The following is a 21,078-nucleotide window of genomic DNA, read 5'->3' as shown; positions in this document are numbered from 1 at the left end:
AACGAGATGGAAAGAAAATATTGGGTTCCGGCGATAGAGCGAGCAAATGATGTACTTGAGCAGATTGCATCGCAGCCTTCCAAGCTGAAGCTAATGGACCTGAGCGCTGCGACGGGCATTAATAAAAGCACGATGTTCTCGCTTCTTCAGACGATGGAGACGCTTAATTGGGTGATCAAGGAACCGGGTGACACGTATGCGCTGGGCGCTGTGTTCGGCGTGCTGGGCAACGCTTATTTTGCCGGGATGAATCTGGTGAAGCTGTTTGAGGAGAAAGCGGAGCAGACGATGAGGAAGCTCGGCGAGACGATTCAGCTAGCGAGGCTGGAGAAGGGCGAGCTTGTCTATTTGGCCAAAAAGGAAGCTGCGACGCATGTCCGCCTGATTTCCGAGCCAGGCATGCGGCTGCCTGCATATGCGACTGCGATGGGCAAGGCGCTGCTCGCCTCGCTTGAGAATGAGCAGATCGACGCTTTATACGCGGATGAGGATTATCAGGCTTTCACGCCGAATACCGTCAAAAGTACCCTTGAGCTGCAACAGCATATTAATGAAGCAAGAGCGCTCGGCTATGCCCTCGACCGGGAGGAAGTAGCGCTCGGATTTTGCTGCGTCGCGGCTCCGGTGTTGGATCGGGGCGGCAAAGCGATCGGGGCCGTTAGCTGCTCGATGTCTGTTCATCATTGGCCGGCGAAGCAGGCGCTTGCGGTAGAAGAAATCCAGCAGCTGGCACGTTCCTTGTCAGCTAGCGGCGTTACGGAATGAGGCCAAGTCGGGCCAATGAAGCCGACCTGTCATCCCATGAGGGATAACAGGTCGGCTTTTTGCCTTAACGTTGACGTGTCATGCAGACGGATGATAAACTGAATGCACGATGTTTAATATTATAAACTTAGTTTATTATAATAAACTTATGAAGGCGGGTTTGCGATGAAGCTGCAGGGCAAAGTGACGTTAATCACGGGATCTGGATCGGGTATCGGCAGAAGTGCAGCGCTTCTTTTTGGTCGAGAAGGGGCCTATGTCGTCGTGAATGATCTGGACGCGGCCAAAGGCGAAGCGACCGTTGCCGAGATTCAAGCGGGCGGCGGCAGGGCGGTGTTCATTCAGGCGGATGTGACGCATCCGGAATCTGTTCAGCAGATGACAGCGCACGCGCTGGAGCAATGCGGGCGCATCGATGTGCTGTTTAATAATGCGGGAATTAGCGGAGTGGGCGTGCTGCATGAGATCGAGCTGGAGCAGTGGGACCGTGTCATGAACGTGAACATTCGCGGTGTTTTTCTTCCTTCTAAATACGTTATCCCGCACATGATCGAGCAGAAGAACGGTTCCATCATTAATATGTCTTCCTGTATAGCGGAGATCGGCCTTGCGAATCGGGCCTCTTATGCAGCGACCAAAGGGGCCGTGCTGGCGCTGACGAAGTCGATGCAGGTCGACTACGCGCCGTATGGCATTCGGGTAAACGCGCTGCTGCCGGGAACGATTCTTACGCCGTTCGTCGAGAACTATTTGAAAAACGCCTACGATGATCCCGAGGCTGCGCTTGCTTCGATCAAAGGCAGGCAGCTTAGCAATGACCTCGGCAGTCCGGAGGATGTGGCGCAAGCGGCGTTATTCCTTGCATCGGATGACTCGAAATTTATGATGGGCTCCCCGCTGTACATCGATGGCGGCGTTGTATTCGGCAAGAACGCATAACGTCAGGCGTGGTATGCTTGACTCCTAATAGATAGAGACGATTAAAGTTACGCGAAGAGAGGATGTTTTTGTAATGAAACTCGTAACAATCGATCGCAATGGCGGCATTGAGCTGGGTGTGAAGCTGGACGCAGGCGTGCTGAATGTAACGGAAGCTTTGAAAGCAGTCCCGGCGGAAGGGCTGCAAGGCGAGATAAACATTATGGCGGTTATCGCGCAGGCGGATCATTATTTGCCGTTGCTAGAGAGCTATATTGACCGCGTGCTAGGCGGCGAAGGAGCAGGACGCTCTTTCCTTTATGAGGAGTCGTCGCTTCGTTATGGTCCCACTGTTACCGAGCCGGGCAAAATCATTTGCGTCGGCTTGAACTATCGCAAGCATGCGGAGGAAACGAACGCGCCGATCCCGCAATATCCGATTTTGTTCAACAAGTTCAACAATACGATTGCGGCCCACTCTGACGATATTCCGCTCCCGATTCGGGTGACGGAGCAGGTCGATTATGAAGCGGAGCTGGTGATCGTTATCGGCAAGCAGGCGAAGTATGTGGACAAGGAGCAGGCGCTGTCGCATGTGTTCGGCTACTGCAACGCGAACGACCTGTCCGCCCGCGATCTCCAGATGCGCACGCAGCAATGGCTGCTGGGCAAGTCCTGCGACAAGTTCAGCCCGCTCGGTCCATACTTGGTGACGGCTGATGAAGTGGGCAATCCGAACGAGCTGAACATCAAATGTATCGTGAACGGCGAAGTGAGGCAACATTCCAACACGTCGGATATGATTTTCCATTGCGACGAGATCGTCAGCTATATTTCCCAGCATATGACGCTGTATCCGGGGGATATCATCCTGACGGGAACGCCGGAGGGCGTCGTTCTCGGCAAGCCGGTGGACGAGCGTGTCTATTTGAAGGACGGCGACGTGGTGACGATCGAGATTGAGAAGCTTGGCGCGTTGACGAACCGGATGGTGGATGAGAAGTAGGAAGGCGTATTGTAAAAGCGCGATAGAGAGCCATAGGGGCCAAGGAAGCGCAAGTTGAAACTCCGTTCGCTGCCGCTACCGCTCAGCCTCAGACTGCTGTTCTAGCGGACCACACAGCCCTTATTTGATCAAAATCAGCCACATTTACGTTCTAACGGACCGAGCGGCCGTTATTTAGTCCATATTGCCCTCAGAAGGTAGCAAAATGGCTAAATAAAGGCAGTGGGGTCAGTTACATTTTTTGATGGGCACTTTGGAGGGGAATAGCGGCTCTGAGGTCCGTTAGAAAAGAGGGTGTCTTAAAAGCAGAGCTGCTTTTGAGACACCCTCTTCGATTTACCATTTTACTGCGGATTCGTCGTCCAAATGCCCGCCGTGCGAATGAACACGCGCTGCGGCAGCTTCAAGGCTGCGAGGATCAGGTCAGCTACATCCTCCGGCTGCATCATGCGGTCTTCGTCGCCGATTTTCAGCCCGGCATTTTGCGCGAGCGGGGTGTTGACGGTGCTTGGCGTGAGGGCGGTCACGCGAATATTGGATTTGCGCACCTCTTGCATGAGCGATTCGGTGAGGCCCATGACAGCGAATTTGGAAGCGACATAAGCAGAGCCTGTCGCGAAGCCGCGCTCGCCTGCCGTCGATGCAATGTTAATGATGCTGCCGCTATTTTGCGCAATCATAGTAGGAAGGGCAGCGCGGGTCACGTAGTAGGTGCCCATCAGGTTTGTTTGGATAATTTGTTCCCATTGCTCCGGATCCATGTCGAGCAGCGTGCCGAACTGGGCGATGCCTGCGTTGTTGATCAAGATTTCAATGGAGCCGAGGCTTTGCGCCAGCGAAGCAATCGCTTGGTCGACCTCTGCTTTATTGGACACATTTGCTGTCGCTATGTATACCTTGATGCCATATTCGCTTGTAAGCGATGCTTGAAGCTCCTCCAAATCGTTGGACGTTCTAGCGAGCAAGCCGAGATGAACGCCTTCCTTGGCAAGCGCGATTGCCGTCGCTTTGCCGATTCCTTTGCCAGCACCTGTAATGATTGCGGTTTTGTTTTGTAAAGTCATTCGTGATCTCTCCTCGCTCCAATTTTTATAGGTAGGGACTCCTTGTATTATGGAAGACAAACAGGCTTGAAGCAAGTTGACGGGGTCGCTGGATGATCGCAAGCTTTTAAAAGTTCGTTGTTTAATGATAGAAATCATTAGTTTATTCCATATTCGATAGGAACATAAGCATATTAAAATAGGTAGAAGGTCTTGTTAGTTTTTGGTGAATCATGTCGAAAAAACGCGGAAAGATCTGCTCTCGAAGTTTGAATTCCAACACTGATGCAAGCGCTTCCAGGCAACTGGTAAACGTTCGCGGCAACAAGACCATACAAAGGGGAGTGAGTCAGCATGATGCGTAAGCTAAGCATGACAGTCGTCTTGGCTTTAGTCGTTAATCTCTTATCCGGCATGGCCGTACCGGCACAGGCGAGCGCTGCGACAGCGGCAGCTTCGCAGGCGGGCACGCTTGCGGATGCACAAGCCCATTGGGCGGCTGCGCCCATTAATCGTTGGGTACAAGCTGGTATTATGAAAGGCTTCTCGGATGGTCGGTTCCATCCGAATGATTCGGTGACGCGCGCGCAATTCGCGGTCATTCTGAACAGCTTGTTTGGCTTCGCGGCAAACGACAAATCGGCGATGTCCGATGTGCCTGCGGGCGCTTGGTATGAAGAGGCGCTGCAGAAGGCCAAAGCCGCAGGCTATATGAAAGGGTATCCGGACGGCTCGATACATCCGAACGATACGGTGAGCAGGCAGGATGCGGCGGTCATGCTGACCCGAGTGTTCCAATTGATCGCCGGAAGCAAGCAGTCGAGCACTTACACGGACAGCTCGGCGATAGCCTCCTATGCGCGTGAAGCCGTCGGCATCATGGCGACGAACGGCTATCTATCTGGGTATGCCAATGGCAGCATGCTGCCAGCCAAAAGCTTGTCCCGCGCTGAAATCGCGGCGCTGCTCGACAAGATGATTGGCCTTTACACGAATGCGCAGGGGTCGTTCCCTTCAGCGTCGGGCCAAGGCAGCGCAATTGTGAGTGCTTCAGGCGCTTCGCTGGCAGGTAAAGTAATCAGCGGCAACCTGTTCATTATTGCAACGGGCGATGTCACGCTTACGAATGTCATTGTCCAAGGCAAGACGTTCATTATCGGCGGCGGCAAAGTAACCGTTGATGTGAAGGACTCAATCTTGGGGGAAGTCATCGTTAACACGGCGAGCGACACGACTGCTATCGTCGCTTCCGGCAAAAGCAGCATCGGGGACGTTCACCTGTATTCCAATGCAAGCTTGCAAGAGGAAGGACTGGCTGGCGGATCGGGCTTCGGCAACATCATCGTAGAAGCAGGCAGTCAGAAGGTTGCAGCGGATCTGTCGGGTACATTTGGCGATGTGACGCTTAACGGCAGCCAGCCGTCGCTGCATCTCACATCAGGCAGCATCGACGAACTTGCGCTCCATGCACCGGCGAATGTGGTGCTGGATGAGAAGGCGTCGGCGAGACAGCTTCGCGTAGCCGCGCAGGGCGGCAGCAGCACAGTGACGGTAGGCGGTTCGCTCCAGCAAGTGGATATTCAAGCGCCACTGACGCTGAACGGCACTAAGCTGGAGAAGGGTGACCAAGCGTCGGTCACGGACGGCAAGCTCGTCATCGGCCAAGCCCAAGCGGGCGGCGGTATTGGCGGGGGCGGCTTCGGCGGCGGCGCTGGATCGGGTTCGGGATCAGGTTCAGGCACTGGTAGTACCGTTGATCTCATCGACGATGGCGCTTTTGCCAATGGTCTAGGCAATTGGAAAGCGTTCTGGGGCAATGAAACGACAGGATTGTCGACAGGTACGCTTACAGCGGTACAGGGCGAGATGAAAGCAAGCATTCAATCGGCTGGAGATGACGTTGCGAGCGTGCAAATCATTCGTGAGGGACTCTCGTTATCTAGCGGAACGATCTACACCGTTTCCTTCGATGCGCGTGCATCGATCGAACGCGATATGGTCGTTGTCGTAAGCGATGGCGTGAAAAATGTATCGACGCCGCGTAAATTCGCGTTAATGAAGGAAGCGGGCTCGTACACCTTTACCTTCACGATGCAGGGGATGTCAACGCCTACGGGCAAGCTGATCTTCCAGCTGGGAGGCGCGAAGGCGCCGGTGAACGTGTTCATCGACAATGTGAAGCTGACGGCGAATACGGCATCGATCGTAGACAAGTCTGCGCTGGATGCGAAGATCGAGGCTGGCCAACAGCTGGAGCAGAACGATTATACGCCAGCTTCGTGGTCATTATTCGAGAGCGCATTGATTACGGCGAAGGAAGCAAGCTTCTCGAATAGCGCTTCGAAAGCGGAAGTGGATCAGGCGCTGGAAGGCTTGACGAAATCGATGGCGGCACTTGTGCGCATCGTACGCGCAGCGGGCCTTACGGGCATTGCGATAACGGACGGCAGTGGCAATGATCTGAAGATGGAGCTGACGCCAGCTTTCCGTCCGAATCAATTCAATTACTTGATCGGCGCGTACAGCAATGTTGCGACGGTTGTGCTTGATCCGAAGCTGGCGACGAATAATACGCTGAGCAAGGTGACCGGGGCGACGGCAGCAAACGGCAAATACACAGCATTGGTTGACACGGGTACGAATGAGGTTGTATTCGAAGTAGCAGAGTCGGGTAAAGCGAACGCTGTGTATCATATTTACGTGATCAAAGAAAAGCCGGCAGATGCTAATGGAGAAGTTAGACGCAACCCGGCAGATTGGCAGCTCACTTGGAGCGACGAATTTAACGGAACCAAGATCGACGAATCCAAGTGGAATTTTGTAAATAAAGGCGGCGGTTTCGGCAACCGCGAGTTGGAGTACTACACGCCTCGCGAGGAAAACGCACGCATCGAACCGATCGACGGCTCGAACAAAGCGTTAGTCATCGAAGCGCGCAAAGAGAAATACCAAGACCATGATTACACATCGGCCAAATTGTACTCCCAGTACAAGGGCGACTGGACGTACGGCAAATACGAGATTCGCGCCAAGGTGCCGAAATCGCAAGGCATTTGGCCGGCAATCTGGATGATGCCGACGAACTACGACCTCTATGGCCCATGGCCGGCGACGGGCGAGATCGACATCATGGAGCTGATCGGCAGCGAGCCGAATAAGGCGTGGGGTACGCTGCACTACGGTTTGCCATGGAAATATACCAATGCCAGCTTCGAATTGCCGGGCAGCATGGATTTCTCGCAGGACTTCCATACGTTCTCGATCGAATGGGAGCCGGGTGAAATTCGCTGGTATGTAGACGGCATTTTCTATCAACGCCAGAACGATTGGTACACCAAACGCGAAGGGGAGACGCTGCCGATCACATGGCCGGCTCCGTTCGACCAGGATTTCTACATGCAGTTGAACCTGGCAGTTGGCGGCGAATGGCCGCAATTCCCGGATAAGACGACGATTATTCCGAGCAAAATGTTCGTCGACTACGTTCGCGTCTACAAGCTTAAGGATGGCTTGTCGTATCGCGATCCAGGCGCAGGCCCAGCTTCCTCGCTCACGGCTAACGTGCCGACGCCGCGTCCGGAAGCCGGACTGGGCGGACTCATCTACAACGGCACCTTCGATGAAGGCGCTGAGCGGATGGGCTTCTGGGAGTATAAAGAGGACGGTACTGCTACGGCATCCCATGCTGTCGGCGCTGCCATTAACGAACGCGAATTCAAAGCATCGATTGCGAGCAGCGGAGCGAACGCATCTTCGGTGCAGCTCAGCCAGCCAGGCATTCCGCTTGTGCGGGATAGGCAGTATCAGCTGACCTTCAAGGCCCGGGCGGCCAACGCCGGACAGACCATTGAAGCTCAGGCGTTTAAGGAAGGCAGTCCAGCCACGAGCTATTCGGGCGTGAAAGCTTTTGCGCTGGATGACACGATGAAGACCTACTCCACGATCTTCACGATGAACGATGCTACGGATAATAAAGCGCGGCTTGCGTTTAATCTGGGCCTAAATAGCGGAGATATTTTCATCGACGATGTGAAGCTGACAAATTATTATCCGCCGCTATATCAAGTCGTCGAGGCGGAATCCTTTACGAACGGGCAAGCCTTTACGGTCCAAAACGGAGCAGTTACGCCGGATGGCTCGGCTGCAGCTTGGCTCCAATACAACGTAACCGTACCAACCGATGGCGACTACGTGCTGTCTTATCGCTTAGCGACGAACAGCAATACGGCGAAGCTGACGTCGAAGGGCGCAGAGCCGCATACGCGGACGATCCATCTCCCGAATACGGGCGGCAATGACCGGTTCCAGACGGTAACGGATCTTGTGCATTTGAATGCTGGGACGCAGATGCTGCTCCTCTCTGGCGCAGGCTACACACTGGACCATATCATGATCTCGCCGAACGTCATTCGTAACGGCAGCATGGATGCGAACACGAGCATGTGGGACGTGTGGATGCAGAACGCTGGCGGTGCAGTCATTACGACAGAGCAAAACCAGACGAAGCTCGCCATTACGGCGCAGGGCGATGATTTCTGGGGGCTGCAGTTCAGCCAGCAGGGCGCAGCGCTCTACAAGGGCAAGAGCTACCGCGTTACGTTCGAAGCGCGCTCGTCAGTAAGCCGCAAGCTGCGTCTTACGATCGACGATCCAAGCAATAACTATGCTTATGCGTTATACGATTCGATCGCGCTGACGCCGCAGCTTAAGACGTATAGCTTCGACTTCACGATGAACGCAGCGACGAATCTGAACAGCCGAATTGATTTTAACTTAGGCAAAATCGGCACGGCAGCCGGCAAACATGACGTTTATTTGGATCAAGTCCGATTTGCGGAAATTCCAGCAGTGGAGCAAGCATCATCGGCGGTCAATCCGCTCACGATTGACGTGCCGGGCGAGCCGATTCAAGTTCAACAGGCGGACGGTTTCACGGCATTGGCTGTTAACCAGGGCAGCTTAAATCAGCCGTTTGACAGCAATACGACGGAGTACACGGTTAAAGTTCTTGCTGGCGTAACGAGCATTGCGCTGACGCCAACAATCGCTGCAGATAATGATATTTCGTTGATCGGCGGCGCGACGAAGAACGGCAACGATTATGTAGCCTCGCTGGCGGAAGGCGAGAATGCGATTACCTTCATTGTCGATCAGCAAGGGCGGGTGCCGAAGGCGTACACGATTCATGTTGTACGCACGCCGTTCAATTTGCTTAAAGGCAAAGCGATTACCGGCACCTCAGGCAATGCTTCATTAGCAGTAGATGGTGACATCAACACGCGGTGGGAATCGGATCACAGCGATCCGCAGTCGATTACGGTAGACATGGGCGATCGCTACAATGTTTCGCAGATCAAACTCGACTGGGAAACTTCCCGTGCTACAGCTTATAAGGTTGAAGTTTCGAGCGACCAAACGAATTGGGTAACCGTTTACCGCACGTCGACGGGCAGCGGCCCGACCGATACCATCTCCATTCCGGATCGCGTTACGGCGCGTTACATCCGAATGACGGGAACTGACCGGTTCTCGTTCGGCGGTGTCAAATATGGCTACTCGCTGTTTGAAATTTCAGCAACGGGCGAGCCGTTCGCAAGCCCAGCGGATTACCGTGCATTTAAGGCGGATCTGCAGCAGCAAATCACTGCGGTAGGCGCACTTGATGCAGCTGATTATTCGGCAGATACGTGGCTTGCCGTATCGACGGCGCTGAGCACAGCCAATGCCATGTATGCGAAGGTCGATGCAACGCAAACGGAAGTCAACGATGCGTTGGCAGCCCTGTCCGGAGCAGTTGCGGCACTTGTTAAGCTGACCAAAGCGGACGGGTTAGTTGGCCTCGCGGCAAGCCAAGGCACGCTGACGCCGCAATTCAACCAAGACACGCTGCGTTACACGCTCATTGTCGGCTACGCGACGGCAAGCGTTGATTTAACGACCGTGTTGGCACTGGACAACAATATGGATTCGGTCACTGGTGCGGCGGCATCCGGCCCGAATAGCTACACGGCAAGTTTGGCGGTCGGCAACAATGTCGTCACCTTCACGGTTGCGAAGCCGGGTGCGCAGCTAAACAAGACCTACACGATCAATGTGATTCGTTTGTCCTTGAACAATGCGGCGCTTGGCAAAGCTGCAGTAGCTTCCTCTGGCGACGCAGTACCTGCAACGGATGGCAATAACGGAACGCGCTGGGAGTCGGCACAGACGAATGACCAGTGGATTTACGTTGATTTGGGGCAAAGCATGACCCTCACAGCTGTTCAGCTTTCATGGGAAACCGCATCGGCTAAAGCTTATAAAATTCAAGTTACCGATACGCCGAATATCGAGAGCAGCTGGCGCGATGCAGGCTCGTTCAACGAGAGCGGCTTGCCACAGGCGCCGCGAACGGATCTTATCCCGGTCTCCGGCACTGGTCAGTATGTTCGGATGCTCGGATTGGAGCGCAATACCCCTTGGGGCTACTCGATTTATGAGTTCCAAGTGTTTACGAACTAACGTCTTCAGTGTATAAGCAGCTAGAAAAGCCGGGAGAGCGCGCGGTTGCGCCGCTTTCTCGGTTTTTTGCTTGGAACGCCAAAGTTTGTTTGCGTTCCAACCGATCCCCGTGTTAGAATGGCCTTACTTAAATTGGAACGGAGGGTTACGTGTGATAGACTTTATCCGAGTTAGAACTTCGCGCGGCTAATGGAACAGCGCCAAGGCTCTGCCCTGTGCAGAGGACTCAGGATAGGTCTGCCCACATAGAGGTAACCCACACTAAGAATGGTTACGACGAGACGAATCGGATATCGTTCTCGTGCTTTTATGGGAGAAGTGTTCGGAAACGATGCGATCCATGCGAATGCTCGCCAATACGGCGGGTCTATTCAGCATCACGCTCCGACAAGACCAACGTTATCTTGAAATCCTCTATTCGATACGTGTATCGAACAACGCACAGGCCTTAGCGCGCCCGTGCGTTTTTTTGTTGAATTGGCATGAATGGCTTGTTACTGAAGAAATGAATGAATTGCTCTAATCAGAGGAGGAATATATAGATGGAACCCGTGAACAACAGAGCCGTTATCGTCGGCGTTAATTTACAGAACCGTCCGGATTTTGCGTATTCGATGGAAGAGCTGCGCAACCTGGCGGATGCATGCAACATTGAGGTCGTAGGGGAGCTTACCCAGAATGCTGCCAAGGTCAACGGCCCTCACTACATCGGCAGCGGCAAAATTCAGGAGCTGCTTGCTTTGGTGGAAGGGTTGGATGCGTCGACCGTCATCTTCAACGATGAGCTGTCGCCTTCGCAGATTCGCAACCTGGAGAGCTCGTTGGAGAAAAAGGTGATCGACCGGACGATTCTCATCCTTGATATATTCGGCGAGCGCGCTCGGACGCGCGAAGCGCAGCTGCAAGTTGAGGTGGCTCAGCTGCAATACATGCTCCCGCGGCTCGTTGGCTTGCGCGAATCGCTCGGCCGTCAAGGCGGCGGCTCCGGCATGAAAAACAAAGGCACAGGCGAGACGAAGCTTGAGCTGGACCGCCGCCGCATCGAGGAGCGAATTACCGCATTGCAGTCGGAGCTGGAGAAGCTCGTCGCCCAACGTCAGGTGCAGCGCAAGCAGCGGCAGAAGACGGGCGTGCCGGTTGTCTGTCTTGTGGGCTACACGAATGCGGGAAAGTCGAGCCTTCTGAACGCCGTATTGAAGGAATTCATGCCGGAGTCCAACAAGCAAGTATTAGCCAAAGACATGCTGTTCGCCACGCTTGAAACGTCCGTTCGCGGCATCGAGCTGCCTGACAACAAGTCGTTCCTGTTGACCGACACGGTCGGATTCGTCAGCAAGCTCCCGCATTATTTGATCAAAGCGTTCCGCTCCACGCTAGAGGAAGTGACCGAGGCAGATCTGCTGATCCAAGTCGTCGACTTCTCCAATGAGGAATACGAACGCCATATTCAAGTGACGAATACGACGCTGAAGGAGCTTGGCGCCGATCACATTCCGATGATTTATGCGTACAACAAGACGGATCTCACCGATGAGCAGTATCCGCAAGTGAACGGGGATAAGGTGTATCTGTCCGTTAAGGAAGAGGCGGGGCTCAGCGAGCTCATTACGCTCGTGAAGCAGCAGATATTCCAAGACTATATGTCCTGTGAGGTCATCATTCCGTTCGAGGAAGGCCGCTTGGTCGCGTATTTCAATGCCAATGCGAATGTCATTGCGACTGATTATGAGCCCAATGGAACCCGCCTGACGATGGAGTGCAGGAAGGCTGACTATGAGAAGTATCAGCATTTGTTTGTGGAGCCTGTTACGGAAGCATAAGCGATTGAAAAGGGCATTCGGCGTAATCGCTGCTCACTTCCCTCTAGAGAGGAAGTGAGCAGCGATTTTTATTACCTACGAAAGTGAATGCCGCCTGATCCGTGGAATGGCCCGTTACGGCATAATTGGCCGCGGTTCTCATATGTTTGTGAATGGAGCGTATGCGGAAGGGGAGTGGTCCAGCAGATGACGATTCCAAGACGAAAACGGGCGTTGATCGTGCAAGGCGGATATCCAGGGCATCGGCCGCGCGAAATAGCCAATATGGTAGCGCAGATATTAGAAGCTGAGCATTTTATCGTCGAAGTTTACGATACGCTGGAAATTTTCAACGATCGCAGCAAGTTGATGCATGCCGATCTGATCGTGCCATTATGGACGAATGGCAAAATCGAAGCGGAACCGCTCAACAATTTGCTGCAAGCGGTCGCTGCAGGAACGGGCTTGGCCGGCATTCATGGATCGGCGGACGCGTTTCGCGGTGAAATCCAGTATCAAGCGATGATCGGAGGCCAGTTTCTCGCGCATCCTGGCGATGATACCGCGATATATCGCGTCCATTTTCCGAATCCGCATAACCCCCTCGTCGCCGGAATCGGCGATTTTTATGTCAGGACCGAACAATACTACATGATGGTTGACCCTTCGGTCGTCGTGCTCGCAACAACGTACTTCGATCGGCCTGTTCCCCCGCTTGTGTGGCGTCCGGTCATTATGCCTGCATCATGGGTGAAACTATATGGAGCAGGCCGAATCTACTATAATTCGCTCGGCCATCGGCCCGATATCGTACAGATGCCTCAAGTAACGGAAATGATTCGCAGAGGCATGCTATGGGCGGCGGACGGTCATCCGCACTCGAATACCCCGCCTCCAATGTAAAATCAAGATTCGTTCAAGCGGCTCATCTTAGGATGTACGTGCGATGTAATCTGCTGTTCGAAGCGCAAGCGCGATCGTTGTCAGCGTAGGGCTCGCCGCTTCAAGCTTTGGAATAACGCTGTTGTCCGCGATGAAGAGGCCGGCGATACCATGGATTTGTCCAAACTGATTCGTAGCGGACGTCATAGGATCGTTGCCCATCCGACATGTGCATGATTCATGGTCGCCTTGCAAAGGCACATCGCGAGTAAGAGGCGTCGACTGAAATCCAAGCAAGGACGCGATGCGAAGGACGGATTGTTCGGCCAACGCGCTTACAGCATAATCATGGGGGCTGTAAGTCATTTGAACGTCGACTTCCGGAACGCCATACCGATCCCGGTTGCAGGGGTTAAGCGAGACGCGGTTATCATAGCGCGGTTGAACGGTTCCGACCCCGGCGACCTTTATCCGCTCCACGCTTTGAAACGGGATGAAAGGATCGTGATAAAACAAGGATCTGCTCGGACCCTCGACTTGGATCTGGAATGGGCGGCCTTCTTGCTCAGGCAGCAGAATGCCTGCCGTTCCCGTCACGTATGGATAGGATGTGCGGTTGAATGGAAAAGCGCCCCAAACGACGGAGTGCGTCGTCAGGTAATGGCCAATCGCCGGTCCGGGGATGCCGGAATAGAGCAGCAGGCGGGGCGTCTCGATTGTACTGGTGCATAACACGACCTTCTTGGCCTTTATTCTGTAGGTCCGCAAATCGGGCGTCGCCGCTTCAATGCCTTCAACTTTTCCATTGCTCGCCAATACGCCGACCGCGCGCGACAATACGGCAAGGTCGATTGGCCTGCGGTTAACCGCCCCAGCTAGAAATTTAATCGAGCTGAAATAAACGTTGGAATGCATTTCGCCGTATTTGGTCGGAACCATATCCGTTGCCGTCGGCATTTTCCGTGCATAATGATAGCCTTCGCTCCATAACCGGTTTAGCAAGATGCGGTTAATCGGCGAACCTTCCACATAAGCGCCGGATACCTGCAGGGCTTGCTCGGCAATGTCGTAATATTGATCCATCTCTTGAAGCGGTACGTGCCAACTTTCGCGCTTCACCCGCATGCGCGGCGAGATCGCGTTCCATACGAGCGTTCGCCCACCGACTGCAATGATCTCTCGGAATTTAGTTCCGGGTACAGGGATTACGATGCCGCCCGAACCATAGGCTAATGCGTCTACGCGTTCCGGATTCATGGTCTCTACATTGCGGAGGTTGGTGGGCAATATCAGATCGCCAGCCTCGATTACGCCGACTTTCTTGCCGGTGCTTCTCCAATGCTCGCATAACCGCCAAATGACTGCGCCCCCGCCTGCTCCCGTACCCACAACCAACACATCGTATTCGTTCCTGCTCATTTGATCCAGCGTCGTAGTCGGCAGCCAGCTTGGCGTCGAAATTCCGATGGCATTACCCGCGCTAACTGTCAAATGGTTCACATCCCTATGCGAAATACGCTCCACCGTTTACATTAATAATTTCTCCGACAACATAGGACGAGTCGTCCGATGCCAAGTAAACATAGGCTCCCGCTAACTCGAAAGGCTGGGCGTTGCGCTTCATCGGCGAGTCGAATCCGATCGATTCGTATTCTTCCGGCGGGAACGACGCAGGCACCAATGGCGTCCATGTCGCGCCAGGCGCAACGGCATTGACACGGATGCCTCGACTGATTACAGAGCCAGCGAGCGCCCGCGTGAAGGCGTTGATTGCTCCTTTCGTAGCGGAATAATCGATTAACACATCCAGCCCGACGGTGCCTAATACGGATGATGTATTAATAATTGCACTGCCTGGCTTCATATGGGGTAGAACGGCTTTGGTTAGGTGGAACATGGCAAATATATTGGTTCGAAACGTCAGTTCCAGCTGTTCGCGGCTAATATCCTCAAGGCGAGGCTGATAAAACTGGACCGCTGCGTTATTCACCAGAATGTCGATTCGCCCGAATTGGCGGACCGCCTGTTCTGCAACATGTCGGCAGAACGCTTCGTCGCCTATATCTCCGGCAATCGTCAAGCATTGACGCCCAAGCTGTTCGACCCGCGTCTTTGTTTCGATCGCATCGATGTGCTCGTTGTAGTAGGCTACGATGAGATCGGCGCCTTCCTTGGCGAAGGCATATGCGACTGCTCGGCCGATTCCGCTGTCTCCCCCTGTAATAACGGCGACTTTTCCCTCAAGTTTTCTCTTTCCTTCACAAGGCGGCGGTTCTGAGAGAGGCCTTTGCTTCATCAAATATTCGAGCCCAGGCTGCTGGGGCTGATACTCCGGCAAGTAATGAATCGGAATGTTCTCGCATTGGGTCTTATAGCCGTAAACATTCGGTTTGATTTTCATGTCGGTACCGTCACTTTCCCCGTTGCTGAATAGTTCAGCATATGCCTAGATCGAGAATTAGGTGAAAAAGGAATAATTTTGAATCCAATACTGCATGATAGGTATGTAGGGGATGATCACATTGTCGCTTCAATCCGATGCAACCATTCGGCCTTCAAATCCGATTCCGAAGGAGCTTCATGAAACCCGGAAACGCTTGGACGAAATCTTCCGCGATTGCAACGATCTAAAGTGTTTAACTTGGCAGTATGGCCCGGACATGAAACATGAGGCGTATTCCGTCTATTTCGGGACAATTGCGGAACGTAAAAAAGTAAATTACATGAAGACGGTGCTTCAAGATCTCGTCATGCACGAAGTCGGTCCCGGAACCGAGGTGCTGACAGAAAACATCATTTCGCATTTCGAGAAGCACGGCGTATCCGATGAATCGGCCCAAATCGTAGCCAGTTTCGATCAAACCGTCAAAGAAATATTGAATGGCAACCTCGTCATCTACTTCGATAGCTGGGACAAAGCGCTGTCCTTCGAGACATCGGGCATGGAATCGAGGCAAATTACGGAGCCTGCGAATGAAAGCGTCGTACAGGGCCCAAGGGAAAGCACCGTCGAGAACATTAATAAAAACATCGGCTTGCTGCGGCAAAGGCTCATGAGTTCGCGATTTAAGCTCATAAAGCTGAACGGGGGCGGCGAGACGAATACGGAAATCGTATATTGCTATTTGGAAGGAAGGGTAAAACCGGATTTGCTAGAGGAGTTCAAGAGACGGATCGAGAGAGCGAAGCAGATCGAAATACTGGAGACCTCATATGTCGAGGAGCTGATCCAAGACGTGACGTATTCGCCCTTTCCCCAATTCCGCTATACGGAAAGGCCGGATGCGGCGGTTGCTTCCCTGCTGGACGGCAAAATCGTTGTGCTGGTGCAAGGGACAGGCTCCATGCTGATTTGCCCCGGGTTGTTCGTAGAGCTGCTTCAATCGAGCGAAGATTATTATCAACGCTCCATGTACGCTTCAATGGTTCGTTGGCTTCGAATCGTCGCGTTCTTTCTGGCATTAACGCTTCCTAGCGTTTATATTGCGCTTACGACGTTCCATTCGGAGATGATACCGACCAATTTACTGCTTACCATTCTGGATACGCGGGAAGGCATTCCGTTTCCTGCATTCTTTGAAGCGCTCATCATGGAGTTTTTCTTCGAGCTGTTGCGTGAGGCGGGCATTCGGCTGCCGCGGCCAGTCGGCTCGGCAGTCAGCATCGTAGGTGCGCTCGTCATCGGCGAAGCCGCTATTAATGCGGGGGTAGCTTCGCCGATCATGGTTGTCGTGGTAGCGCTGACGGGGATTGCCTCGTTTGCGATTCCTCAATACAACATGGCCATCGCGCTTAGAATCATTCGCTTACCGTTAATGGCGCTGTCCGCTGCTTTTGGCGGCTTTGGGCTCATGTTTGGCCTCCTAGTCGTATTGTGGCATCTATGCGCGCTTCGTTCGCTTGGACAACCGTATCTCAGCCCGATTCAGCCTGCCGACCCCAATTCGCTTGGCGATGTATTTATTCGTCCATCCGTGAAGAAAAGGCTGGGTCGATCGTTCAAACATCGGACAGGCGAAGGTTAGGTATATACAACTCTGAGGAAAGTATGATGCGCGAGATGAGACGAATAGGAAAGGTTGTTTCCTTGCTCTTGGCGGCATTCCTGTTGACAGGATGTTGGAACCGGGTGGAGTTGCTGGATAAAGGCTTCGTGATGGGCGTTGCGATCCAAAGCGTCGAGCCGGAAATCGTCCACCTGACCGTACAAATATTCAAACCGTCGCAGAAGGCGGGCGGACAGGGCGGCAGCATGCAGAAATCCTTTATTAATATTAATACAAAAGGCCGATCGATATTCGAGGCCGTACGCGATATCACGCTTCATTTGGGACGCAAAGCGCAATGGAGCCATATGCGCATTATCATCCTTGACGAACAAACAGCGAGAACGAATAATTTGTTATCCCTGCTTGAATATTTTTACCGCGATCATGAGGCGAGAATAACAACGAGAGTATTGATTACGAAGGGCGAACCGTCCGAATATTTGAAGGTCAGGCCGATGATCGAGCAAACCATTTCGCAGCAGTTTAACAAAACGGAAGAAAACGCAAGTGGATCCTCGGGCAAGGCGCTGACCGTCAACTTGCTTCGTCTTGCTCAGGCATTAAAGAGCGAGGTGCCCAATACGATTCTTCCAATCGCAACTCTCAAACCGAAGGGGGAGGCGACGATGTCGGGACTCGCAGTCATCCGGGACAGTAAAATGGTAGGCACGATGTCGGCTTCGCAGACGGAAGATTTATTAATGCTTACCAATCAGTTTAAGAAAGGAATCCTGAATGTCCCTTGCATCCATGAAGGAGAGGGAAAAGGGGAATCCGAAGCGATTGAGGTGCAGTCGGTCCGAACGACAATGAAGCCAATCATTCAGTCGGGCAAGCTGAGGGTCCAAATGACTTTCGAGTTATCAGGCAATATCGGAAGCCTGCGGTGCACCAAGCTGGAGAAGAGATCGGATGAGAAAGCTTTCGTCGAGCGAATCCAACAAATGATGGAGGCGCGTCTGCTCGGTACGATTCGGGAGACGCAGAAGAGAGAAGTCGATTTGCTCGGAATCGGGAATGCCTTGTATCGGAAGAATCCGCGTGTTTGGAAACAATGGAAGCAAGACTGGGGCGCTCGTTATGCCGAGGCTGACATTGAACTCAAGGGCAGCGTTCGACTGCTGAACACGTTAACGATCATTGGCAAGCCCATCTATATGAAGTAGGAGGCAGTCCGATGAAGGAGAAAATGATCGTTCTGGTATTGACCTACGCCATCGCGCTCTTGCCTGACCTTCGAGCATCCCGTACCGCCGCCGTGCGGGAAAAATGGATGTATTACACCATCCTCACGCTATCGATTTATTATTGTGTCGACTATCTGACGATCCGAGAACTGCCGGATATGCACACGGTCGTGGACCATCTGTTGACGGCGCCTGCAAGGCAAATCGTCGGCTATTTGAAGGTCAAGCCGTCATGAAAAATCTGCAAACGATCAGCGTCGTACAAACTGCCTTTTTGTTCTTTATCTACATCACGGGCTCGGCGATTATCGTCATCCCGGGGCCTCTCGTCGGAATGGCGATGAATGCCGCATGGCTGTCGCTTCTGATCTCCTTGGCATTCGGGCTCGCTTTGCTAGCGATGATGCTCTATTTGATAAATCGGTATCCGGGCGTATCCTTTATTGATATTTGTCGAAAGACAATCGGCAAGTGGCCGACGTTTGCAGTCGCCGGGTTGATGCTAACGATGGCTTTTCATATGGCGGCCGGTATTTTAATTGATGTCGCCGGTTTTATGAACAGCATGATGCTCCCGGAGACGCCAGCATACGTATTCACCGGCATGATGTTTATTGTGGTTGCCCTATTATTGAGAGCGGGTATTGAAACCATAGCGCGCATGTTTGTCATTATGACGGTCATCGTCATCTTATTTTGGGCGGTTGTCATCGTGCTGCTTATCCCGGATTATCACCTCGATTTTTTGGCTCCGATTTTCCCGGAAGGGATTAAACCAATGCTTCTGGGCAGCTATTTTACGTTCGGGTTTCCTTATGGAGAGGTTGTTTTATTTATGACAGTCTTGCCGTATGCACGTACAGGCGCCCCCAAAAAATTGAAAACCATGCTTGTCGGCATGATGATCATCAACGTCGTCATTCTCATTTTGTCGACGATCTGTACGATCATGACATTAGGCCCGTTAGCGGCGGAGAAGCGATATCCGTTGTTCGTGCTCGCTCAAATTATTGAGATTGGCGATATCATCGAACGGATGGAAGCAATCGTGGGGATGTCCATGATCGCAGGCTCGCTTATGAAAGCCACGATCACGATGTTTGCCATTTTGACGATTGTAACGGACCTGTTCAAAATCAACAATCGTCGACTAATGGTTAACCCTTTATGCGTGATGACTCAGCTAATGGCGCTTACGCTGCCAGCGACGATGCTGGAGTGGGAGGAGCTTGTGGTCGTCGTTCATCCATTATGGGTCGGGGTGGTATACGTGCTGCCGCTTGTCTTCATTACGACCGCAGCCTTTTTAAGAAAATCCGTAAATTCATAACATGACCCGCTTGACAACTATCTTAAATTGTATTATCTTTAAATCAAGATAAATGAAACGAACGCGAGGTGATCACAATGACGGAGCTGACGAAGGATAAGGACGTAACGCTGGATCTTTACATTGCTCTTTCGAGAGCAAGTCAGTGGGTGAATGCACATGCGGATCGCGATATTCGGCGCCATGGGCTTAACCGAACCGAATTCGGCGTACTCGAGCTGCTGTATCATAAGGGTGCTCAACCGATTCAACAGATTGGCAGCAAAGTGCTCATGAGCAGCGGCAACATCACTTATGTCGTCGATAAGCTGGAGAAGAAGCAGTTCGTATCGCGGAAGACATCGACGGAGGATCGCCGACTCATTTTCGCGGAAATAACGGATGCAGGCAAGCAGTTTATCAAGGAAGTATTTCCGACGCATACGGATGTGATCGGCCAAGCGATGGCGGGACTGACGGCAGAAGAGAAGCAGGCGGCAAGTCAGTTGCTGAAGAAGCTGGGCCGGTTCGCGCAGGATGGATTCAAGTAGAGCCATTTTGCACATCATATATCTTAAATTTAAGATTCTTAAAATGAACCTAAGTCAATCAATCAGGCTAATCATAAACGAAATAAAAACTAAACCCGCTTAAGGAGATGGCTAAAATGACAAAACAAACCGCAGGTATCCACCACATTACGGCATTCGTAAGAAACGCACAGGAAAACGTTGATTTCTACGCAGGGGTTCTCGGGCTTCGGCTGGTGAAAAAAACGATTAACTTCGACGCGCCGGAAGTGTACCATCTGTACTTCGGCGATCAACAGGGCAGTCCGGGCACGATCATCACGTTCTTCCCATGGGCGAATTCGCGTAAAGGCCGCGTTGGCGGCGGCCAAGTCGGCATCACTTCTTATGTTGTACCGACGGGCAGTCTGCCATTCTGGGAAGCGCGCTTGCAGAAATTTAATGTTGCGTATGAAACGACGGTTCGATTCGGCGAGACCTATCTGCAATTCGAAGATCGCGACGGACTGAAACTTGAAATCGTTGAGCGCGAAGCAGGGGCGCCTAGTCAATGGGCATTCGGCGGCGTGCCGGTCGATAAAGCGATCAAAGGCTTCGGCGGTGCTGTATTGTACAGCACGGCGCCAGACAAAACGGCGCATCTGCTTGAGCATGTAATGGGCCTGCGCAAAGTCGGCCAAGAAGGCGTATATGCCCGGTACCAATCGACGGCTGACATCGGCAACGTGATCGATCTGCCGGTTCAAGCGGTGCCGCATGGCACAGGCGGAGCAGGCACCGTCCATCATATTGCGTGGCGCGCAGCGGATGATGCCGAGCATGCGCTGTGGAGAGAGCATGTTGTGCAGAGCGGTTTCCATCCGACGCCGATCGTCGATCGCCAATATTTCCACGCGCTATACTTCCGTGAAGAAGGCGGCATCCTGTTCGAGATTGCAACAGACCCGCCGGGATTCGCTCGCGACGAAGCGCCGGACGCGCTTGGCGAGGAAATTAAACTGCCGGAATGGTTCGAAGAGCATCGCGGGCAGATCGAAGCGCTGCTGCCGCCCATCCAAGTGCGCGTATTAGAGGAGGATGCACAATGAG

15 protein-coding genes are annotated in these 21,078 nt (G+C 52.9%); 12 read left to right on the top strand and 3 right to left on the bottom strand.

Annotated features, from left to right (window positions below; translation table 11 throughout):
* Positions 1-6: 6 nt before the first annotated feature.
* From PAECUDRAFT_RS17715 to PAECUDRAFT_RS17705, 3 genes are all read left to right on the top strand, one after another.
* Positions 7-765 (top strand): IclR family transcriptional regulator, encoded by a 759-nt coding sequence (locus PAECUDRAFT_RS17715; protein ID WP_040713224.1) that lies wholly within the window; start codon positions 7-9, stop codon positions 763-765.
* Positions 766-930: 165 nt separating this feature from the next.
* A complete protein-coding gene (locus PAECUDRAFT_RS17710) occupies positions 931-1,704 on the top strand; it encodes an SDR family NAD(P)-dependent oxidoreductase (protein WP_006039505.1) in 774 nt (257 codons plus the stop codon).
* Positions 1,705-1,777: 73 nt separating this feature from the next.
* Entirely contained in the window at positions 1,778-2,689 is a 912-nt protein-coding gene (locus PAECUDRAFT_RS17705) for a fumarylacetoacetate hydrolase family protein (RefSeq protein ID WP_006039504.1), read from the top strand.
* A gap of 344 nt (positions 2,690-3,033) precedes the next feature.
* Here the strand turns inward: PAECUDRAFT_RS17705 and PAECUDRAFT_RS17700 are convergent, their stop codons facing one another.
* Positions 3,034-3,753, bottom strand: a complete 720-nt coding sequence (locus PAECUDRAFT_RS17700; RefSeq protein WP_006039503.1) for a 3-ketoacyl-ACP reductase — start codon at positions 3,751-3,753, stop codon at positions 3,034-3,036.
* 333 nt (positions 3,754-4,086) lie between these two features.
* Here PAECUDRAFT_RS17700 and PAECUDRAFT_RS17695 point away from each other — a divergent pair, with 333 nt between their 5' ends.
* The 3 genes from PAECUDRAFT_RS17695 to PAECUDRAFT_RS17680 all read left to right on the top strand — a co-directional run bounded on the left by PAECUDRAFT_RS17695 (position 4,087) and on the right by PAECUDRAFT_RS17680 (position 12,935).
* The gene (locus PAECUDRAFT_RS17695) at positions 4,087-10,233 is read left to right on the top strand and encodes a carbohydrate binding domain-containing protein (RefSeq protein ID WP_006039502.1); all 6,147 of its coding nucleotides are present in this window, start codon (positions 4,087-4,089) and stop codon (positions 10,231-10,233) included.
* A gap of 542 nt (positions 10,234-10,775) precedes the next feature.
* The gene (gene hflX / locus PAECUDRAFT_RS17685; RefSeq protein WP_006039501.1) at positions 10,776-12,053 is read left to right on the top strand and encodes a GTPase HflX; all 1,278 of its coding nucleotides are present in this window, start codon (positions 10,776-10,778) and stop codon (positions 12,051-12,053) included.
* Positions 12,054-12,239: 186 nt separating this feature from the next.
* Entirely contained in the window at positions 12,240-12,935 is a 696-nt protein-coding gene (locus PAECUDRAFT_RS17680; RefSeq protein ID WP_006039500.1) for a ThuA domain-containing protein, read from the top strand.
* Positions 12,936-12,962: 27 nt separating this feature from the next.
* On the opposite strand, the gene PAECUDRAFT_RS17675 is transcribed toward PAECUDRAFT_RS17680, so the two are convergent.
* Together PAECUDRAFT_RS17675 and PAECUDRAFT_RS17670 are read right to left on the bottom strand one after the other, a co-directional pair.
* Positions 12,963-14,405, bottom strand: coding sequence for a GMC oxidoreductase (locus PAECUDRAFT_RS17675; RefSeq protein WP_006039499.1), 1,443 nt, complete (start codon positions 14,403-14,405; stop codon positions 12,963-12,965).
* A 13-nt stretch (positions 14,406-14,418) separates the two neighbouring features.
* Positions 14,419-15,315, bottom strand: a complete 897-nt coding sequence (locus tag PAECUDRAFT_RS17670) for an SDR family oxidoreductase (protein ID WP_006039498.1) — start codon at positions 15,313-15,315, stop codon at positions 14,419-14,421.
* Between the two features lie 112 nt (positions 15,316-15,427).
* On the opposite strand from PAECUDRAFT_RS17670, the gene PAECUDRAFT_RS17665 reads away from it, so the two are divergent.
* The 6 genes from PAECUDRAFT_RS17665 to PAECUDRAFT_RS17640 all read left to right on the top strand — a co-directional run bounded on the left by PAECUDRAFT_RS17665 (position 15,428) and on the right by PAECUDRAFT_RS17640 (position 21,077).
* The gene (locus tag PAECUDRAFT_RS17665) at positions 15,428-16,939 is read left to right on the top strand and encodes a spore germination protein (RefSeq protein WP_006039497.1); all 1,512 of its coding nucleotides are present in this window, start codon (positions 15,428-15,430) and stop codon (positions 16,937-16,939) included.
* Between the two features lie 23 nt (positions 16,940-16,962).
* Positions 16,963-18,129 carry a Ger(x)C family spore germination protein gene (locus PAECUDRAFT_RS17660; RefSeq protein WP_006039496.1) on the top strand — a complete coding sequence of 389 codons (1,167 nt, stop codon included), beginning with the start codon at positions 16,963-16,965 and terminating at the stop codon, positions 18,127-18,129.
* Between the two features lie 11 nt (positions 18,130-18,140).
* The gene (locus PAECUDRAFT_RS25945; RefSeq protein ID WP_006039495.1) at positions 18,141-18,386 is read left to right on the top strand and encodes a hypothetical protein; all 246 of its coding nucleotides are present in this window, start codon (positions 18,141-18,143) and stop codon (positions 18,384-18,386) included.
* Positions 18,383-19,480, top strand: coding sequence for a GerAB/ArcD/ProY family transporter (locus PAECUDRAFT_RS17650; protein WP_006039494.1), 1,098 nt, complete (start codon positions 18,383-18,385; stop codon positions 19,478-19,480). Before PAECUDRAFT_RS25945 ends, PAECUDRAFT_RS17650 begins: the two co-directional genes overlap by 4 nt.
* Before the next feature lie 77 nt (positions 19,481-19,557).
* Positions 19,558-20,010: a MarR family winged helix-turn-helix transcriptional regulator gene (locus PAECUDRAFT_RS17645; protein WP_006039493.1), complete on the top strand. Its 453-nt coding sequence runs from the start codon at positions 19,558-19,560 to the stop codon at positions 20,008-20,010.
* A gap of 116 nt (positions 20,011-20,126) precedes the next feature.
* The gene (locus PAECUDRAFT_RS17640) at positions 20,127-21,077 is read left to right on the top strand and encodes a ring-cleaving dioxygenase (RefSeq protein ID WP_006039492.1); all 951 of its coding nucleotides are present in this window, start codon (positions 20,127-20,129) and stop codon (positions 21,075-21,077) included.
* Position 21,078 lies beyond the last annotated feature (1 nt).

The sequence above is a fragment of the Paenibacillus curdlanolyticus YK9 genome (assembly GCF_000179615.1).
Classification (GTDB): Bacteria; Bacillota; Bacilli; order Paenibacillales; family Paenibacillaceae; genus Paenibacillus_T; species Paenibacillus_T curdlanolyticus.
Note: the sequence above shows the minus strand (reverse complement) of the source record. Positions and strands in the feature narration are given on the sequence as shown.